Genomic DNA, 18281 nt, shown 5'->3' on the forward strand with positions numbered 1-18281 from the left:
TCTGCCTCTGTTGGTATGCCTTTCCCGGCGCAGCCGGAGGCTTTGGTTTGCCCATCCGCTGCGGTCAGTCGGTGCTGGATTTCTTCTGCGGCCGCTTCCAGCCTTCGACGTTGCGTTGCTTACCCCGGCCTATCGCCAGTTCACCGTCAGCTACGGCCCGTGTAATCGTCGAGCCTGCACCGATGGTGGCGCCAGCGCCCACCTCAACCGGAGCGACGAGAGCGCTGTTGGAGCCCACAAAAACATCATCGCCGAGCACCGTTTCGAACTTGTTGGCGCCGTCATAGTTGCAGGTAATTGTACCTGCGCCGATATTGACTCTGCTGCCCATACGGGTGTCACCAATATAGCTCAAATGGTTGACCTTGCTGCCGGGCCCGATGGTTGCTTTCTTCGTCTCGACGAAATTGCCGACTTTGGCGCCCTCTGCCAGGACAGTTCCCGGTCGAAGACGGGCAAATGGGCCCACCGTGCAGCCCGGCCCAATACTGGCACCTTCAACGATCGAGTGTGACTCAATGCGTGTGTTCGCGGCGATTTCGCTGTCGCGGATTACGCAATACGGACCGATATGTACGCCGGCGTTCAGCCGCACATTGCCCTCGAACACCACGCCGACATCAACAAAGACATCACCCTCTGAGTGGAGGCTTCCTCTGACGTCCAATCGATCAGGATCCGCCAGCGTTACTCCCGCTGTCATTAACGCGTCGGCCTGGGCTCGCTGATAGGCGCGTTCAAGACCGGCAAGCTGCTGCCGGTTGTTGACGCCTTGTACCTCTGCGACTGAGGCAGGTTGAGCCGCAGCTATACCTGTGCCTTCACCCGCAGCCATGGCAATAATGTCGGTCAGATAATACTCGCCCTGCGCATTTTCACTGGACAGCGCGGGTAACCAGCTCTTCAGATGCCGTGCTGTTGCGGCGAGAATACCCGTATTGGCCTCCTTGATAAGGAGCTGCTCAGCTGAGGCATCCTTTTGTTCAATAATGGCCTCGATGCCCTTAGCCGAGCGCACGATACGACCGTAGCCCTGGGGGTCGTCCAGTTCGACAGTCAGCAGCGCCATTTGCTCTGCTGACACTGTACTGACGAGCGAGCTGAGGGTTTCCGTGCGAATGAGCGGCACATCACCGTAGAGGACCAGTATATGGGCATCATCCGGCACGGCAGGGAGAGCCTGGGCTACGGCGTGTCCCGTTCCCAGCTGTTCTGATTGCATCGCCCACTGGATATCATCGTCGGCCGTTGTTGACCGGACTTTATCTGCGCCGTGTCCGATTACCACATGGATGCCGGCAGCGTCGAGTTCCCGCGCGGTGTCGATCACATGGTGCAACATGGGCTTGCCGGCGATCGCATGGAGCACTTTGGGCAGGCTGGACTTCATTCTGGAGCCCTGGCCGGCCGCGAGAATAATGACATGGAGAGGCGTTTTCATAGCGTCTGGTCTACTTCCTGAAATGATCAGAACGGGCCGGTAGTCTAGCGAATAGACCTACCCCTGTCCTTTTCGGAATGTTCACTTAGGACAATGCGGTACTTCGTGAGGCACCGCTGGGCGAGGAACACATCGGCGCAGGACTTGGGTTGCTCCGCGTGCCTGCTCCCTTGAGTTCGCAAAAAGCCTACATTTCGATGCTGGCTATCCCGGCTTTCGTAGTTCAGGTGGCCCTTGCTGGACCTGGGCTTATCGAAAGCCCAGGAACAATATGCCTTAGGCGAAAAAAAACCGCACCTCCGAGGCTAAACTAAACAGCCTGTCGGGTACGGTTTTTCTGTTTGGCTCGTAGCAAAATGGCGAGGCAGGGACTAGCGAACCTTCTTGCGAAGCTGCTGAATAGTCCGTAGCTGGGCCGCGGCTTCAGCAAGCTCTGCTGCTGCACGGGAATATTCAAACTCCCCGGTTCGGTTCGCCAACGCCTTTTCAGCTTCCTTTTTGGCTTCCTGTGCTGCCGCTTCGTCCATATCGCCAGCCCGATGCGCTGTGTCAGCGAGAAGGGTGATAAGCGATGGCTGTACTTCCAGATAGCCACCAGAGACGTAAAAGACCTCTTCTTCACCACCCTGTTTGATCACACGCACGGGGCCAGGCTTGAGCGCGGTCAGCAAAGGAGCATGACTGGGCGCTATACCCAGTTCACCTTCGGAACCGGTGGCGATCAGCATCTCCACCAAGCCCGAGTAGATCTTCTCCTCGGCGCTAACCACATCACAGTGCACTGTCATACCCATCTCATAGCCTCTTCAATCAGTCCGGAAATGAGCTGCTTAGGCGGCTTTCGCCTTGGCTTTCATTCCCTTCGCTTTCTCGACGGCTTCCTCGATGGTGCCGACCATGTAGAAGGCCTGCTCCGGCAGATCGTCGTAGTCGCCGTTCAGGATGCCCCTGAAGCTGGTGATGGTTTCTTTCAATGGTACGTACTTGCCGGGTGCGCCCGTAAAAACTTCCGCAACAAAGAACGGCTGGGACAGGAAGCGCTCGATCTTACGCGCCCGCGATACGATAAGCTTGTCGTCTTCCGACAACTCATCCATACCCAGGATCGCAATGATGTCCTTCAGTTCCTTGAAGCGCTGCAGGACGTTCTGGACGCCGCGCGCGACTTCGTAGTGTTCCTGACCGATCACCAGCGGGTCCAGCTGACGACTGGTAGAGTCAAGCGGGTCGATCGCCGGGTAGATACCCTTCGCGGCGATGTCCCGGCTCAATACCACGGTGGCGTCAAGGTGCGAGAAGGTGGTAGCGGGCGACGGGTCAGTCAAGTCATCCGCAGGTACATAGACGGCCTGCACGGACGTGATCGAACCATCCTTGGTCGAGGTGATGCGCTCCTGCAGCTGGCCCATCTCTTCAGCCAGAGTCGGCTGGTAACCTACCGCCGAAGGCATACGGCCCAACAGGGCGGATACTTCGGTGCCGGCCAGCGTATACCGGTAGATGTTATCCACGAACAGCAGTACATCGCGGCCTTCATCACGGAATTTCTCGGCGATGGTCAGCCCGGTCAGGGCGACGCGCAGACGGTTGCCCGGCGGCTCGTTCATCTGGCCATACACCATCGCTACCTTATCAAGGACGTTGGAGTCCTTCATTTCGTAGTAAAAGTCGTTACCTTCACGGGTACGTTCACCAACACCGGCGAATACCGACAGACCGGAGTGCTCTTTGGCGATATTGTTGATCAGTTCCATCATGTTGACGGTCTTGCCAACACCGGCACCGCCAAACAGGCCGACCTTACCGCCCTTGGCGAACGGACAGATCAGGTCGATAACCTTGATACCCGTTTCGAGCAGGTCTGAAGAGGCTGCCTGGTCCGCATAGCCCGGGGCCTTGCGGTGGATGGCCCAACGCTCTTCTTCGCCAATCGGGCCGGCTTCGTCGATGGGACGGCCCAGCACATCCATAATCCGACCCAGGGTCTGAGTACCAACCGGGACAGAAATGGGGGCGTTTGTGTTTTCAGCTTTCAGACCACGACGCAAGCCTTCGGTGCTGCCCATGGCAATGGTACGCACAATGCCGTCGCCCAACTGCTGCTGGACTTCCAGGGTAGTTTCGCCGCCTTCAAGCAGCAGCGCGTCGTACACCTTGGGTACGGCATCGCGCGGAAATTCCACGTCGATAACCGCGCCGATGATCTGAACGATATGTCCGCTACTCATGCTCGGTTCCTCGTATCTTTAATAGTCGCTAAACCAGTAGGATCGTGCGTGTTAAACAGCAGTCGCGCCGCTCACGATCTCGGAAATCTCTTGGGTAATCGCTGCCTGACGCGCCTTGTTATAGGCCAACTGAAGCTCGCCGATGATCTCACCGGCATTATCGCTGGCACTCTTCATCGCAATCATCCGCGCGGCCTGCTCGCAGGCAAGGTTCTCCACTACGCCCTGATAAACCTGGGACTCGATGTAGCGCGGCAGCAAACCGTCCAGCAGCGGTCGTGCATCGGGCTCGTAGAGATAGTCCCACTGGCCCGTGGTCTCTGCTTCGTCCGGGTCCTGCGCAAGGGGAATCAGCTGCTCGATTTCAGGACTCTGGGTCATCGTATTGACGAAACGGTTATTAACCAGGAACAACCGATCAATCCGGCCTTCTTCGAACGCATCCAGCATGACCTTGATGTTACCAATCAGCTTATCGGCACTGGGGTTGTCGCCCAGGCTGGTAAGGGCCGCGACCACATTGCCCCCGTAATTACGGAAGAAGGACGTCCCTTTCTGGCCAATGGCGCACAAATCTGTTTCAACCCCTTTCTGACGCCATTGGGACATGTCCCGGATAAGCGCCTTGAAAAGGTTGATGTTCAGGCCGCCGCATAGTCCACGGTCCGTCGACACAACGATATAGCCTACCCGTTTGACTTCCCGCTCGAACATAAACGGGTGCCTGTATTCAGGGTTGGCGCCTGCAACATGTCTGATAACCTGGCGCATCTTGTCGGCATATGGGCGGGTTGCCTGCATGCGCTCCTGAGCCTTACGCATCTTGCTCGCCGCAACCATTTCCATGGCGCTGGTGATCTTCTGCGTGCTCTTGATGCTGGAAATCTGACTGCGTATTTCTTTTCCGACGGCCATAATTCACTGCCTTTTCAAGTGGGACACTCACTGAAACCGCTGTCTGCGTGGCCCAGGAAGCCACGCTCTCAACGTAACTTACCAGCTCTGAGTGGTCTTGAATTTCTCAATTGCAGCTTTCAGCCCCGCGGCGATCTCATCGTTGTAGTCGCCTTTTTCGTTGATTTTGGCCAGAAGCTCCGATTGTTCAGCTCGCATCCAATCAAGCAGTGCCGCCTCAAACGCTACAACCTTATCGACATCGACGTCGTCCAGGAGGCCTTCGTTGGCCGCATAGAGTACAGTTCCCATTTCCGCTACCGACATCGGGCTGTACTGATTCTGCTTCATCAGTTCGGTGACGCGCTGGCCGTGTTCCAGCTGCTTGCGCGTTGCCTCATCAAGGTCAGACGCAAACTGGGCAAAAGCTGCCAGTTCACGATACTGGGCCAGGGCGAGACGAATACCGCCACCCAGCTTCTTCATGATCTTGGTCTGAGCAGAGCCGCCAACCCGTGAAACAGATACCCCGGCGTTCATAGCCGGACGAATACCGGAATTGAACAGGTTGGTTTCGAGGAAGATCTGACCGTCGGTGATCGAGATTACGTTCGTCGGTACGAACGCGGAAACGTCACCGGCCTGGGTTTCGATCAGGGGCAGGGCGGTCAGTGAACCGGTCTTGCCTTTGACTTCACCGTTGGTCATCTGTTCAACGTAGTCAGCATTAACCCGGGAAGCACGTTCAAGCAGACGGGAGTGCAGATAGAAGACATCACCCGGGTAGGCTTCACGGCCTGGCGGACGACGCAGCAGCAGAGAAATCTGGCGATAGGCTACGGCCTGCTTACTGAGATCATCATAGACAATCAGCGCGTCTTCACCACGGTCACGGAAATACTCGCCCATCGACGTACCGCTGTATGGTGCCAGGTACTGCATGGCAGCCGGGTCAGCGGCGCCTGCGGCCACGACGATGGTATGGTCCATCGCGCCGTGCTCTTCCAGCTTACGGACCACCCCGGCAATGAACGACTGCTTCTGGCCGATCGCGACATAGATACACTTAATGCCGGTGTTCTTCTGATTGATGATGGTATCAATCGCTACCGCTGTCTTACCGATCTGACGATCGCCGATGATCAGCTCACGCTGGCCGCGGCCGATTGGCACCATGGTATCGATCGCTTTCAGGCCGGTCTGAACAGGCTGATCAACTGACTGACGGGCGATAACACCCGGCGCAACCTTTTCGATCGGCGCAGTCAGGGTCGTATTCAGGTCGCCCTTGCCGTCGATCACGTTACCGAGGCCATCTACAACGCGTCCAAGCAGTTCAGGGCCGACCGGGACTTCAAGAATGCGACCGGTACAACGAACTTTCTGCCCTTCGGCCAGGTTTTCATAGTCACCCAGCACTACCGCGCCAACAGAGTCGCGCTCAAGGTTGAGCGCCATTCCGTAAAGCCCGCTCTCGAACTCGATCATTTCGCCGTACATAACGTCGGCCAGACCATGGATAAGAACGATACCGTCGGAAACTGACAGGATGGTGCCTTCGTTACGGGCTTCGGAAGAGATATCGAGTTGCTCGATCCTCTTCTTGATAATTTCACTGATCTCGGATGGATTCAGTTGCTGCATGCCTTTATCCTCAAACCTTATGCTGAAATCAGGAGCTTAATGCCTCGGCCATCTTGGTCAGCTTTCCGCGTACGGAGGCGTCTATAACCATGTCCCCTGTGCGGACTACCACGCCACCAATCAGCGACGTGTCTACTGTCGTCGCGAGGCTCACTTTGCGCTCTAACTTTTTTGACAGTGCCTGAGACAGCTTTTGCTGCTGCTCTTCGGTCAACTCATATGGCGCGCTCACCTCGATATCCACCGTGCGCTCCAGATCCGCCCGAGCAGTCTCAAAAAGAGTGTGAATATGGGGCAGCAGAGCCAGACGCTGGTTTTCGGCCAAGAGTTTGACGAAATTTGTGGCCGAATCGGACAAACCTTCGCCGAACAACTCAATCAGAAAGTCTGCTTTGCGCTCGTCAGCCACCCGAGGACTAGCCAACAGCGCGCGTACGTCGCTGTTCGCTGTAACCTGAGCGGCAAAAGCCAGCACTTCGCTCCATTCGGCGAGCCTGTTTTCTGCCTGCGCTGTTTCGAACGCTGCCTTGGCGTATGGCCGCGCTAGCGTTATCAGTTCTGCCATGATGAACCTCTTTTACAGTTCCGCTGCCAGCTTATCCAGCATTTCGCTGTGCGCTTTGGCATCGACAGAGGTTTCCAGGATTTTCTCCGCCCCGGCGATGGCAAGTGCGGCGATCTCACTCCGCAGTCCGTCACGAGCCCGATTACGCTCCTGCTGAATTTCGGCTTTCGCCTGCTCGATTAAGCGGTCGCCTTCCTGACGGGCTTCAGATTTGGAAGCTTCCACGATCTGGTTGGCGCGCTTGTTCGCCTGTTCGATCAATGCAGCCGCTTCTTGCTTGGCCTTACGCATTTCCTGAGCAGCGTTTTCCTGTGCCATTTCCAGGTCACGCGAAGCGCGATCTGCAGCGGCCAGGCCTTCTGCTATTTTCTTCTGGCGCGCACGCATGGCATCGCTCAGAGGCGGCCAAACGTATTTGACGCAGAACCAGACGAATATAGCGAAGGCGATCGTTTGCCCGATCAAGGTAAGATTTAAGTTCACGGCAATGTACCTCTTGCTATCTCGTTGCGTCCGGGAGCAGATTTACGGGTGTCAGTGACACCCGAACTGGAATCTGAATTAACCGGCGACTACGAAGATGAGGTACATCGCGATACCAACGCCGATCATAGGCACGGCGTCCAGCAGACCTGCCATCAGGAAGGTTTTAGTCTGTAGCTGTGCAGACAGCTCTGGTTGACGTGCTGTGGATTCAAGCAGTTTGCCGCCCAGAATGGCGAAGCCGATGCCCGTACCCAGGGCGCCCAGACCGATCATGAGGGATGCAGCAAGATAAACGTAATCCATAACAACTCCTAAATTTACTGTGGTTTCGGAACAAGCTTAAGGGTGTGTAACAGGTTTATATTCTTCAGACTCCATGCTTTAGCCCGGGGGCTACTGCTTCAGCCCGGTGCTACTACGGGGGAGTTGCAGGTCCCTCGTGGCTCTCATGGGCTGCACTGAGGTAAACAACAGTCAGAACCATGAAGATGAAAGCCTGCAGGGTGATTACCAGAATGTGGAAAATCGCCCAGGGAACACTGAGGGTCCACTGGACCCAGAACGGCAACAGCGCGATAAGGATAAAAATGACCTCACCCGCGTACATATTGCCGAACAACCGCAGCGCCAGACTCAGGGGTTTGGTAAGGAGCCCCAAAATTTCGAGAAACAGGTTGAAGGGAATGGCCAACCAGTGGTTAAACGGTGTAAATGCCAATTCCTTCGAAAAGCCGATCGGACCTTTGATTTTAAAGCTGTAGTAAAGAATCAGGATAAACACGCCAAGTGCCAGCCCCACAGTGACGTTGGGGTCAGTCGTCGGAACTATTTTGAAATAGTCTGCTCCCAGCGCGTGGGCTATGGTAGGGATATAATCGACCGGCACCAGATCCAGCGCATTCATCAGCAGAATCCACACAAAGATGGTCAGCGCCAGTGGCGCGATGACCGGATTACGCCCGTGAAAACTGTCTTTGACTACGGTTTCCGAGAACTCAAGCAGCATCTCTACCGCATTCTGAAGCCCGCCAGGAACGCCTTCTTTTGTAACACGGGTGGCGACAAAGCGAAAAATACCCAGAAACAGGATGCCCATGGCTATAGACCAGCCCAGGGTATCCACATTGACCGCCATAAAGCCCATTTCCCGAGCTTCAATTGCGTTATCCGCGAACTTCCAGCCGAGTTCCGGATGATTGCCGTAAACCAGGTTTTGGAGGTGATGCCGAATATAATCGGCCGACGTTCCCGCTGCCATACCGTGCTCTCACGTTGTTTTATCGTTGCGGTGTCCGGCTTATGAGCCAGGGAGCCGTTGCGCTCACAAGGACCAGTACCACAAAAGTGAATGTCAGCGCCGCTATGTTGATCGGCTTCACGAATATAAAAACCACTGCAAATATGACGGCAGTCAGAACCAGTTTGCCGCCTGCGCCCTTCTGCATCGCGCTGACCATTCTAGGAGCAGCGCGGGCGCCGGAAAAAGTAAACGCTTTCAGGATGAAGTAGAAATTCGGTATCAGTGCCGCCAGTGCACCCAGTAGGGCAGAGTAACCGGCCACCTTGCCTTCAGTTAGAAAAGCCGCGCTAACCAATAACGCCACGCCGCTTTGAAGCCCCATTAAAAGCTTGATTGGGGGACGCTGGAGGCCCGCTGCGCGTCTTGATCTCATGGCCGTCCCGAATCGATCGCACCCTGTCTGACCCGCGCACCACCTCAGCTGAAGCCACAGCGATGCCGCGAGACCAGATAAGCAGTGGCGCTTCGTCAAAAGCCGGGAGATTATAGGGGTTCAGGGAGCTTGGTTCAACAAGGGGTTGGCTAACCCCTGCACAAATCCAGCTTTGAAGTCGGTTCGCAGTGCGAAATAACCGCACAATTAGTTTGGCTTGCAGCAATGGGCTACTAAATGTTGTGGTATCGACGCCACAGACGGCGGCGGTCAGAATTCGGGGCCTGGGCGCGACCCGCTAGCGGATATGGCCCAGAATGCCATCCAACTCGTCAAGGGAGTTGTACTCAATCACAACCCTGCCTTTGCCGCGCGCACCGTGACTGATGGCTACATTCGCGCCCAATCTTTCGGACAGGTCATCCTGCAATCGGCGTATATTGGGGTCTGAAGGAGGTTGGCCGCTCGACTTTTTGGGTTTTTCCTGCTGGATCTGGCGAACCAGCAGCTCTGTCTGCCGCACTGACAGCGCTTTTGCGACGACTTGCCTCGCAACCTGCACCTGCTGGTCGGGCTCCAGGGTCAGCATCGCCCGGCCGTGCCCCATTTCCAGGTCGCCGTGTTCGAGCATAACCCGCACTTCCTGGCAGAGGTTAACCAGACGTAAAAGGTTGGTGATAGTGGTTCGGGACTTGCCCACTGCTTCAGCCACCTGAGCCTGGGTCAGACCGAACTCAACCTGCAACCGGTGCAGCGCGAAAGCTTCCTCGATCGGGTTGAGGTTCTCGCGCTGGATATTCTCGATGAGGGCCATGGCTATAGCTGCAGCATCGGGCACGTCCCGAATCAGCGCGGGAATCCGGTCGAGACCGGCGATTTGCGTGGCACGCCAGCGACGCTCGCCTGCTATGAGCTCGTACTGGCCGTCGCCGACCGGCCGAACCACCACCGGCTGCATGACACCCTGCTGACGAATTGACTCAGCCAATTCCTGAAGTGAGTCCGGATCCATGTCCCGACGCGGCTGGTAACGTCCGCGTTGTATGACGTCAATCGGCAGTTCACGCAGCTCGCTATCGGCAGCTTCTCCGCCATCGCGCTCTATGTTGACACGCGAGCCGGCCAGCAGGGCGCCCAGCCCTCTCTCTCCCAAACCTCGTTTTTTGGCTGCCATGTTGATAGTCGGTGTCCTGTTGATAACAAAAACGTTGCAAGAGAACTTGATGGGAGCCCGGCAGCGCCTGGATCGGAGGTTTACCGTCAGGCCGTAACAGCTCGCGAGCGCTTTCCGATACCTGTTTTGCGGACGATTTCTCCAGCCAGCGCAAGGTAGGCCAGCGCACCTTTGGACTGCCGGTCGTACTTGAGCGCGGGCAACCCGTAGCTGGGGGCTTCAGCAAGCCGCACATTGCGAGGGATAACCGCAGAGTATACTTTGTCGCCAAAGAACTCTTTGAGCTGACCGGATACATCGAGTGTCAGACTGTTGCGCGGATCATACATGGTTCGCAGAATGCCCTCCAACTCCAGCGCAGGATTTACCGTTTCCTGGATCTGTTCGATGGTATTCATCAATGCAGCCAGACCTTCCAGCGCATAGTATTCACACTGCATCGGAATCAGCACGCTGTCGGCAGCGGCCAGGGCATTAACAGTCAACAGGTTCAGGGACGGCGGGCAATCGATCAGGATGAAGTCATAACGCTCGCGGATCGTTTTAAGGGCGAGACGCAGGCGGTGCTCCCGACCGATCTCATTCATCAGCTCAACTTCCGCTGCGGTGAGGTCGCCGTTGCCGGGAATCAGGTCAAACCCGGCTTCACCGGCCGGCACCACAACAGTTGCAGCTTCTGCCTTGCGGGTCAGCAGGTCGTAGCCGTTATGGGCCTGGGCGTTCTTGTCGATGCCACTGCCCATCGTAGCATTGCCCTGCGGGTCCATATCCACGAGCAGTACGTTGCGCCGGGTCGCAGCCAGTGAGGCGGCCAGGTTGACGCAGGTCGTGGTTTTGCCGACCCCGCCCTTCTGGTTGGTCACCGCGACAATACGCGCCATCTGCCTTCTCCCTTGAGCCCGTCAGTGTGTAGAAAATACTTTAGTCGCCCGGTCTTCTGCCCGCAGTTTACGAGCTAGCTCCAGGAACGCCTGGCCGAGACCTCCTCGGTCTACCCGTGTGTGCCGGAACGCCTGATTATGAGCAGGTGATGCTGGCCTTCGCAGCCCGGAACCTGCAGCCCGTGGTCAGCAGCAAGATACCACGCCGTCGGCACATCACTCAGCTCTGCAATCCACTCCGGGCCTTTCATGGCAAGAAATTCGCCTTCCTCGGCCAGCAGCGGGCCGCACCAGCGCACCATATTGGCGATGGCCGTAAAGGCCCGCGAGCTGACCTGGGAGAAGCGTTGCGCGGGCTGGAAATCCTCTGCGCGCGCATGGACGACTTCTACATTGTCCAGACCCAGCTCTAGCTTGCACTGGGTCAGGAAACGCGTTTTCTTGCTGTTGCTGTCGAGCGCGACAAAACGGGTGCCAGGCATAATGATCGCCAGAGGCAGTACCGGCAACCCGCCACCCGAACCTACATCAAGCAGATCGGTGGCCGTTACCCATGGCGCAATGCTCAGACTGTCGAGCAGATGCCGCCCGATCATCTGAGCCGGGTCCCGGACCGACGTCAGGTTATAGGCCTTGTTCCACTTTTCCAACAGCTCGCGAAATGCCAGCAGGCGGTCTGTTTCATGCTCTGACAATGTCAACCCGAGCTGCGCGGCGCCCTTCACCAGGACTTCGCGGTAGGCGGTATCCGTTGCCATCAGGCCGACTGCTTACGTAGGAGGTCGCGTTTCTTTAGGTGTATCAGCAGCTGTGACACTGCTGCAGGCGTAATGCCCTGGATCCGGGAAGCCTGGGCGATTGTTTCCGGTCGCACGCCCTTGAGCTTCTGTTTGACCTCATTCGACAGACCGCCGACCAAGTCATAGTCCAGATCAATCGGCAAGGGCATATTCTCGTGTCGACGCAGGCGGTCAATGTCGTCCTGCTGGCGGGAGATGTAGCCTTCGTACTTGACCTGGATTTCGACCTGTTCAGAAACCGCCGGGTCTTCAGTGCGCTGACCCGAGATTTCGGCCAGGTGCGCGTACTCAATTTCCGGCCTGCGCAGCAGATCAGCCAGGGACTGGGGTTGCGCCAGCGGGCGGTTGAGAAAGCCATCTGCAATCCGGCCCGCTTCTGTTGCGGGTCGCACTGTGGTTTTGTCCAGACGCTCACGCTCTCGCTCAATGGCTTCGCTTTTCTCGCTGAATTTCTGCCAGCGTTCATCGTTGACAAGGCCCAGGTTGCGGCCGGTTTCAGTCAGGCGCAGGTCGGCATTGTCCTCACGCAGGATAAGGCGATATTCCGCACGGCTGGTGAACATGCGATACGGTTCCTGCGTGCCCATGGTGATCAGGTCATCGACCAGCACGCCGAGATAGGCCTCATCACGACGGGGATACCACCCGTCCCTGTCCTGTGCGCGCAGTCCTGCATTGATGCCCGCCAACAGGCCCTGGGCCGCCGCCTCCTCGTAGCCCGTCGTGCCGTTGATCTGGCCAGCGAAGTAAAGATTAGCGATGAACTTGGTTTCCAGCGTGTGCTTCAGGTCCCGCGGATCAAGATAATCGTACTCGATGGCGTAACCGGGGCGGGTAATATGAGCCCGCTCGAAGCCGGGAATACTCTGCACAGCGCGAATCTGAATATCGAACGGGAGGCTCGTGGAGATCCCGTTGGGATAGAGTTCCCGGCTGGTCAGCCCCTCCGGCTCGACAAAAATCTGGTGGGAATCCTTGTCGGCAAAGCGATTGACCTTGTCTTCAATGGATGGGCAGTAGCGCGGCCCGACGCCTTCGATAACACCGGAGAACATCGGCGAACGGTCAAACCCGCTGCGAATGATGTCATGGGTCTCTGCGGTGGTCCGGGTGATATGGCAGGGGACCTGGCGCGGATGCTCAGCACCAGTGCCCAGATAGGACATTACCGGCGTTGGCGTGTCGCCCGGTTGCTCCTGCATGACCGAAAAGTCGACCGTATTGGCGTCGATTCGCGGCGGCGTTCCGGTTTTCAGGCGGCCGACGTTGAAAGGCAACTCGCGCAGACGCTGGGCCAGGGCATTGGCTGGCGCATCCCCGGCGCGGCCCCCGGCATGGCTGTCGAGCCCGACATGAATCACGCCGCCCAGGAACGTGCCCGTGGTCAGAACCACGGTACTGGCGTGAAACCGGATACCTGTCTGGGTGACGACACCGCGGACCTGCTCATTCTCAACAATAAGATCATCCGCAGCCTGCTGGAAAATACGCAGGTTGGGCTGATTCTCCAGAATGTTGCGTACCGCGGCCTTGTAGAGAATACGGTCAGCCTGGGCCCGGGTGGCACGGACAGCAGGGCCTTTGCGGGCGTTCAGTACGCGGAACTGAATGCCGCCAAGATCAGTGGCTCGGGCCATGGCGCCGCCGAGCGCATCGATTTCCTTGACCAGGTGGCTTTTGCCAATACCGCCAATGGCCGGGTTGCAGGACATCTGGCCCAGCGTTTCGATATTGTGTGTCAGCAGAAGCGTCTGACAGCCGAGTCGAGCCGCCGCCAGTGCGGCCTCGGTGCCAGCATGACCGCCACCAATAATGATGACATCGAATCGCGTCGGGTAATCCACACACCACCTCAAGATCGAAATCCAGCCGGATCAGACCAAAACCACTGGATCGGAAAAGAATAAAAACGGGCCGCCAGTATACTCGTTGACTGCGGCCTTTGCAGAGAAATGTCGGTTTTTTGATCAATTTTCAACGCTGGGGAGCGCGCGGCAGACCACTGGCCGTAAATGTATGGACTTCAGGGTGTTAGGCACGGGTTCTGAAGTAGTTACCCATAAACTTATCCACAGATATGACCGCCCGCACAAAGCTTGATTTTTATTTTAAGCTACTGTTATTTTTATACTTTTATAAAGCTATCCAGACGTTATCAATGAGTTGTTCTACAACTTATACACAGGCTTTGCCGTCTGGCTCACCGACCCCTTGTTGAGCGGTCGGGCGCTGACCCGCGTCCCCGCTCTAACGGGCTGGACTGTCTGGTTGAGCCTCGGGATCCGCAATCTGCTCAATCTCCCGCTCCAGGTCTTTGCTGATGGCGTTGGCGGACCGGGTAAATCGAGCGAGAAGGTTATACAGCACCGGAATGATAAACAGCGTCAAAGTAGTCGCGAAAACAAGGCCGCCCAGAATGACCACGCCGATGGAAGCACGGCTTTCTGCCCCGGCGCCGGTGGCAATAACCAGCGGTACAGCGCCGAAAATAGTCGAGATTGTAGTCATGAGAATCGGCCGGAAGCGAATCGCAGACCCTTCCAGAATCGCATCGCGGACCGAGTAACCCTGGTCCCTGAGCTGATTGGCGAACTCAACCACGAGAATGCCATTCTTGGCCATGAGGCCGAGCAGCATCACCATACCGATCTGACTATAGATATTCAGGCTGATACCCGTTGCCCAAAGGGCCAGAAGCGCTCCCGTTATCGCCAGCGGTACCGACAGCATGATAATAGCCGGGTGCACCCAGCTTTCGAATTGGGCGGCCAACACCAGAAAGACAATCAGGAACGCCAGGCCGAAGGTGATGTAGACCGCAGATGAGGCTTCGGAAAACTCCCGGGATAGCCCTTTGAGTGAGATGCGGGCCTCGGTGGGCAGCTCCCGTTCAGCCAGAGAGGTGATATCGGCCAGTGCGGTACCGAGGTCGTATCCCGGCGCGAGCGAGGCGGTCAGGGTAATGGCCGGGAGGCGGTCGACGCGGCGGAGCTCTCGGGGCACGCCCCGTTCTTCGGTCGTCACGATCGCGCTCAACGGAATCAGCTCGCCACCGTCCCGCGGCCGCAGGAACACGCTCCCAAGGTCCGCGGGCGTCATTCGGTCTTTATCGGCCGCCTGCACGATGACGTCGTACTCTCGCCCCCGGTCGAGATAGCGCGTGACCTGCCGGGAAGCCAGCATGGTCTGTAGCGTAAGGCCGATATCCTCCACCGTGATATCCAGATCGGCAGCTTTGTCGCGGTCAAGCTGCACGTTGAGTTGGGGCTGACGCTCTTCGTAGTCAATGTCCAGATCGAGCAGGTTCGGGTTCTCCCTCGCTTTTTCCAGCAGCCGCTCTGCCCAGGCCTTCACTTCGCCATAGTCGGGTCCGCCTATGACAACCTCAAGTGGTTGATTGAAGCTGCTCTGACCCAACCCCGGTGGGTTTACCGCGAATGCACGCAAGCCCGGCACTTCGCGTAGCAAGGGACTGATCTCGGAAACCAGTTGTTGCTGCGTCTTCTCGCGGGCTTCCCAGGGGTCAAGGCCGACAATTACAAAAGCCCGGTTGGCTTCGCCACGGAATCCGGTAATCGAAAACAGGCGGTCGATTTCGCCCTCCTCAAGGAAGGGCAGGATTTTCTGCTCCAGTTTGCCGACGTGGTGGTTGGTGAAGGCTGAAGTCGACCCCACCGGGGACGTCGCCGGGACAATAAAAACGCCGCGGTCTTCGGTAGGCGCGAGCTCCTGGGCAATTAACGGGAACACGCCGAACGCAACAATGGTGCCGGCAATACCCAGCGTGAGGGTGAAGACTGCATTGCGCAGCGCACGGTCAAGCAGCCGGCGATAGCCCCGGGTCATGCCCTCGAACACCCGCTCGGTAGCGGTGAAGAGTCGATGGCTGCCAGGCTCTTGAGTCGGGCTTCGGCTTAGCCACTTCGAGCAAAGCATGGGCGCCAGGGTCAGTGCGACAATGCTGGAAAAGATAACCGCTACCGCAAGGGTGAACCCGAATTCGGCAAACAGTCGGCCGACGTTGCCACCCATAAATGAGATAGGCACAAACACGGCCACCAGCGTGACAGTCGTCGCGACAATCGCGAATGAAACCTGGCGCGCGCCGCGGTAGGCTGCGACCAGTCGTGGTTCGCCCAGATCGATCCGTCGCTGGATGTTCTCAAGCATGACAATCGCATCGTCCACCACCAGTCCGATCGCCAGAATGACGGCCAGCAGTGTGAGCACGTTGATGGAGAAACCCAGTACGGCCAGGCCGCTGAATGCCCCGATAATGGCAACGGGTATGGTAAAAGCGGGGATCAATGTCGCTCGAACAGAGCGCAGGAAGATGAAGATAACCAGAATGACCAGTGCCACCGAAATAGCCAGCGTCACCAACACCTCGGTAATGGAAGCGCGGATGAACAGGGACTCGTCGTAAAGAACCTGCAAATCGACCTCCGGGGGCAGTTGCGGCCGGATACGCTCAACCTCTTCTCTGACCCGATCCGAGATCGCAACCGTGTTGGACTTGGACTGGCGAATGATGCCCAGACCAATCGCATTGCGACCATTCGCCCGCACATAAGTGTTGTCATCCTCTGCCCCAAGCTCAACCCTTGCAACTTCGCCCAGGCGCAGCTGATAGTCGTCCTGGCGCCGGACCACAAGATTGGCGAACTGCTCAACATCGGCCAGGCGGCTGGCGGTCCGCACGGTGAATTTGCGGCTGATCGACTCGATCTCACCCGCCGGTAGCTCCACATTATTTGCGCGCAAGGCACGCTCTATATCGGCAACGGTAACCTCGCGCGAGGCCATGCGCTCCCGGTCGAGCCAGACACGGATGGCGTAACGCCGCTCGCCCCCAATCTGGACGTCAGCCACGCCACTGACCACCGACAAACGGTCGACAAGCGTACGCTCGGCAAAATCTGTTAACTGCTCGCTGCTCCACTCATCACTCTGCAGGGCCATCCAGATCATTGGCCGGGCGTCCGCATTTGATTTAGTCACCACGGGCGCTTCTGCCTCTTCCGGCAGCTGATCGGCAACCCGTGATATCGCGTCGCGGATGTCGTTGGCTGCCACATCCACGTCCCGCCCGGAAACAAACTCAACCGTGGTCCGGGAATCGTTGAGTTCACTGCTGGACTCAATGGTTTTGATGCCATCGACGCGTGAGATGGCGCCTTCGATAACCTGGGTAATCTGCGTATCAATAACCTCTGGTGCGGCGCCAATGTAGTCCGTGGTTATCGCAACCTCGGGCGGGTCAATGTCCGGGTACTCCCGTACCGGCAACCCGAGCAACGCCGCAATGCCAAACGTGATGATCAGCAGGCTGATAACCGTGGCAAAGACCGGGCGCTTTATGGAGGTATCAGTCAGAATCATAACTGATCGTCCCCGCCGGCCCTGATCTGCGAAGAAGGTGCGGGCTCCAGCAGCGCATCATCATCGTCAAGTACCTTGACCGGATCGCCGCTGGAAAGCCCATCCTGGCCGTTGATTACAACCCGGTCTTCGAGGGTTAAACCTTCCACAACTTCTACCCGGCCGGCGAGGCGGCTACCCAGCTCCAGCGGCACTCTCTTGGCTAATCCGTCCGCGATGACATAGACAAAATTCTCCCGGCCGCGGGTCATCACAGCCTGTTCGGGAATCTGGAGTCCCGTGCGGGTATCGAGCGTTAAGGAGACGTCGAGGAACTGTCCCGGGTATAACCGGGCGTCGGGATTGGAAACCTGGGACTGTACCGTGAGCGTGCGACTGAGCGGGTCAACACGGGAACCCAGTTCGGTCACTTCGCCGCTCAATCGCGTAGATGCAGCGCCACTGGTTGCCACGTCTATCGCTTGCCCGGATTGCAACTGGTCGATATACCGTTGGGGAACCTGAAAGCGCACCAGCATTTGATCGATGCTGTCCAGCGTGGTAATCAGCTGCCCAGCGCTCAACCAGGCGCCGACGCTGACTTCCTTCAGACCGAGCACTCCGTCGAAAGGCGCGACGACTTCAAGGTTGTCCAAACGGCTCCGGGCCAGCTCAAGACTGGCCCGCGCCACGGCCAGCCCCGCTACCAGCTCATCCACTTCCGCAGCAGAAATACTGTTGCTCTTCTGTAGACTTTCAGCACGCCGGAACTTGGCCTCGGCATCTTTCAGACGTGCCTCTGCAACGGCCATATCCGCCTGGGCCTGTCGCTTGTCGAGACTGACCAGGCGGTCGCCTTGCACAACTTGCTGGCCTTCGGTGAAATGAATATCGACAATTCGACCGTCGACTTCGCTGACGATGTCCACGGAGTTTCTCGCCCGGGCGGTCCCCACTGCCCGCAGTCGGTCCTGTATCTGGGCCCGCTCGGGCTGAACGACATTGACGTGGGTCACGCGCCCGCGCGGGCCCTCGTCATCGGCAGAATCTGCAGGCTGCATGAGATAAGCCGTTGCGCCCAGCGCAATGACCAACAGGATAAAACTCCAAAGCCACTGCTTCATTGCAGGCCTC

Annotated in this window: 16 protein-coding genes; all 16 read right to left on the reverse strand. The window is 57.5% G+C overall.

Going from position 1 to position 18281, the window contains the following annotated elements:
- Positions 1–64: 64 nt before the first annotated feature.
- A complete protein-coding gene (gene glmU, locus soil367_RS18030) occupies positions 65–1441 on the reverse strand; it encodes a bifunctional UDP-N-acetylglucosamine diphosphorylase/glucosamine-1-phosphate N-acetyltransferase GlmU (RefSeq protein ID WP_136550407.1) in 1377 nt (458 codons plus the stop codon).
- A 371-nt stretch (positions 1442–1812) separates the two neighbouring features.
- Positions 1813–2235 (reverse strand): F0F1 ATP synthase subunit epsilon, encoded by a 423-nt coding sequence (locus soil367_RS18035; RefSeq protein WP_136550408.1) that lies wholly within the window; start codon positions 2233–2235, stop codon positions 1813–1815.
- A 36-nt stretch (positions 2236–2271) separates the two neighbouring features.
- The gene (atpD, locus tag soil367_RS18040) at positions 2272–3669 is read right to left on the reverse strand and encodes a F0F1 ATP synthase subunit beta (protein ID WP_136550409.1); all 1398 of its coding nucleotides are present in this window, start codon (positions 3667–3669) and stop codon (positions 2272–2274) included.
- A 51-nt stretch (positions 3670–3720) separates the two neighbouring features.
- On the reverse strand, positions 3721–4584 hold the full coding sequence (gene atpG / locus soil367_RS18045) for a F0F1 ATP synthase subunit gamma (protein WP_136550410.1): 864 nt from the start codon (positions 4582–4584) through the stop codon (positions 3721–3723).
- 78 nt (positions 4585–4662) lie between these two features.
- Positions 4663–6207, reverse strand: a complete 1545-nt coding sequence (gene atpA / locus soil367_RS18050; RefSeq protein ID WP_136550411.1) for a F0F1 ATP synthase subunit alpha — start codon at positions 6205–6207, stop codon at positions 4663–4665.
- Positions 6208–6235: 28 nt separating this feature from the next.
- Entirely contained in the window at positions 6236–6772 is a 537-nt protein-coding gene (locus soil367_RS18055; protein WP_136550412.1) for a F0F1 ATP synthase subunit delta, read from the reverse strand.
- Between the two features lie 12 nt (positions 6773–6784).
- A complete protein-coding gene (locus soil367_RS18060) occupies positions 6785–7255 on the reverse strand; it encodes a F0F1 ATP synthase subunit B (protein WP_136550413.1) in 471 nt (156 codons plus the stop codon).
- A gap of 78 nt (positions 7256–7333) precedes the next feature.
- Complete coding sequence (gene atpE, locus soil367_RS18065; RefSeq protein ID WP_136550414.1) at positions 7334–7561, reverse strand: F0F1 ATP synthase subunit C; 228 nt, start codon at positions 7559–7561, stop codon at positions 7334–7336.
- A gap of 112 nt (positions 7562–7673) precedes the next feature.
- Positions 7674–8516, reverse strand: coding sequence for a F0F1 ATP synthase subunit A (gene atpB / locus soil367_RS18070; RefSeq protein ID WP_136550415.1), 843 nt, complete (start codon positions 8514–8516; stop codon positions 7674–7676).
- Between the two features lie 19 nt (positions 8517–8535).
- Positions 8536–8880, reverse strand: coding sequence for an ATP synthase subunit I (locus soil367_RS18075; protein WP_172962389.1), 345 nt, complete (start codon positions 8878–8880; stop codon positions 8536–8538).
- 349 nt (positions 8881–9229) lie between these two features.
- Complete coding sequence (locus tag soil367_RS18080; protein WP_136550417.1) at positions 9230–10105, reverse strand: ParB/RepB/Spo0J family partition protein; 876 nt, start codon at positions 10103–10105, stop codon at positions 9230–9232.
- Positions 10106–10191: 86 nt separating this feature from the next.
- Complete coding sequence (locus soil367_RS18085; protein ID WP_136550418.1) at positions 10192–10986, reverse strand: ParA family protein; 795 nt, start codon at positions 10984–10986, stop codon at positions 10192–10194.
- A gap of 110 nt (positions 10987–11096) precedes the next feature.
- The gene (gene rsmG / locus soil367_RS18090) at positions 11097–11744 is read right to left on the reverse strand and encodes a 16S rRNA (guanine(527)-N(7))-methyltransferase RsmG (RefSeq protein WP_136550419.1); all 648 of its coding nucleotides are present in this window, start codon (positions 11742–11744) and stop codon (positions 11097–11099) included.
- Positions 11744–13630 (reverse strand): tRNA uridine-5-carboxymethylaminomethyl(34) synthesis enzyme MnmG, encoded by a 1887-nt coding sequence (gene mnmG / locus soil367_RS18095; RefSeq protein ID WP_136550420.1) that lies wholly within the window; start codon positions 13628–13630, stop codon positions 11744–11746. The genes rsmG and mnmG overlap by 1 nt, the downstream gene beginning before the upstream one ends.
- 403 nt (positions 13631–14033) lie before the next feature.
- Positions 14034–17168, reverse strand: coding sequence for an efflux RND transporter permease subunit (locus soil367_RS18100; RefSeq protein ID WP_136550421.1), 3135 nt, complete (start codon positions 17166–17168; stop codon positions 14034–14036).
- Entirely contained in the window at positions 17165–18271 is a 1107-nt protein-coding gene (locus soil367_RS18105) for an efflux RND transporter periplasmic adaptor subunit (protein ID WP_136550422.1), read from the reverse strand. The genes soil367_RS18100 and soil367_RS18105 overlap by 4 nt, the downstream gene beginning before the upstream one ends.
- Between the last annotated feature and the right edge of the window lie 10 nt (positions 18272–18281).

The organism is Hydrocarboniclastica marina, from assembly GCF_004851605.1.
Classification (GTDB): Bacteria; Pseudomonadota; Gammaproteobacteria; order Pseudomonadales; family Oleiphilaceae; genus Hydrocarboniclastica; species Hydrocarboniclastica marina.

Bases quoted from the DNA above. Each gene is read 5' to 3' on its own strand.
- atpA (WP_136550411.1), bottom strand. From the start codon at position 6,207: ATGCAGCAACTGAATCCATCCGAGATCAGTGAAATTATCAAGAAGAGG.
- soil367_RS18035 (WP_136550408.1), bottom strand. From the start codon at position 2,235: ATGGGTATGACAGTGCACTGTGATGTGGTTAGCGCCGAGGAGAAGATC.
- soil367_RS18105 (WP_136550422.1), bottom strand. From the start codon at position 18,271: ATGAAGCAGTGGCTTTGGAGTTTTATCCTGTTGGTCATTGCGCTGGGC.
- soil367_RS18055 (WP_136550412.1), bottom strand. From the start codon at position 6,772: ATGGCAGAACTGATAACGCTAGCGCGGCCATACGCCAAGGCAGCGTTC.
- soil367_RS18080 (WP_136550417.1), bottom strand. From the start codon at position 10,105: ATGGCAGCCAAAAAACGAGGTTTGGGAGAGAGAGGGCTGGGCGCCCTG.
- atpG (WP_136550410.1), bottom strand. From the start codon at position 4,584: ATGGCCGTCGGAAAAGAAATACGCAGTCAGATTTCCAGCATCAAGAGC.
- atpD (WP_136550409.1), bottom strand. From the start codon at position 3,669: ATGAGTAGCGGACATATCGTTCAGATCATCGGCGCGGTTATCGACGTG.
- soil367_RS18085 (WP_136550418.1), bottom strand. From the start codon at position 10,986: ATGGCGCGTATTGTCGCGGTGACCAACCAGAAGGGCGGGGTCGGCAAA.
- atpB (WP_136550415.1), bottom strand. From the start codon at position 8,516: ATGGCAGCGGGAACGTCGGCCGATTATATTCGGCATCACCTCCAAAAC.
- soil367_RS18100 (WP_136550421.1), bottom strand. From the start codon at position 17,168: ATGATTCTGACTGATACCTCCATAAAGCGCCCGGTCTTTGCCACGGTT.
- atpE (WP_136550414.1), bottom strand. From the start codon at position 7,561: ATGGATTACGTTTATCTTGCTGCATCCCTCATGATCGGTCTGGGCGCC.
- glmU (WP_136550407.1), bottom strand. From the start codon at position 1,441: ATGAAAACGCCTCTCCATGTCATTATTCTCGCGGCCGGCCAGGGCTCC.
- rsmG (WP_136550419.1), bottom strand. From the start codon at position 11,744: ATGGCAACGGATACCGCCTACCGCGAAGTCCTGGTGAAGGGCGCCGCG.
- soil367_RS18075 (WP_172962389.1), bottom strand. From the start codon at position 8,880: ATGGGGCTTCAAAGCGGCGTGGCGTTATTGGTTAGCGCGGCTTTTCTA.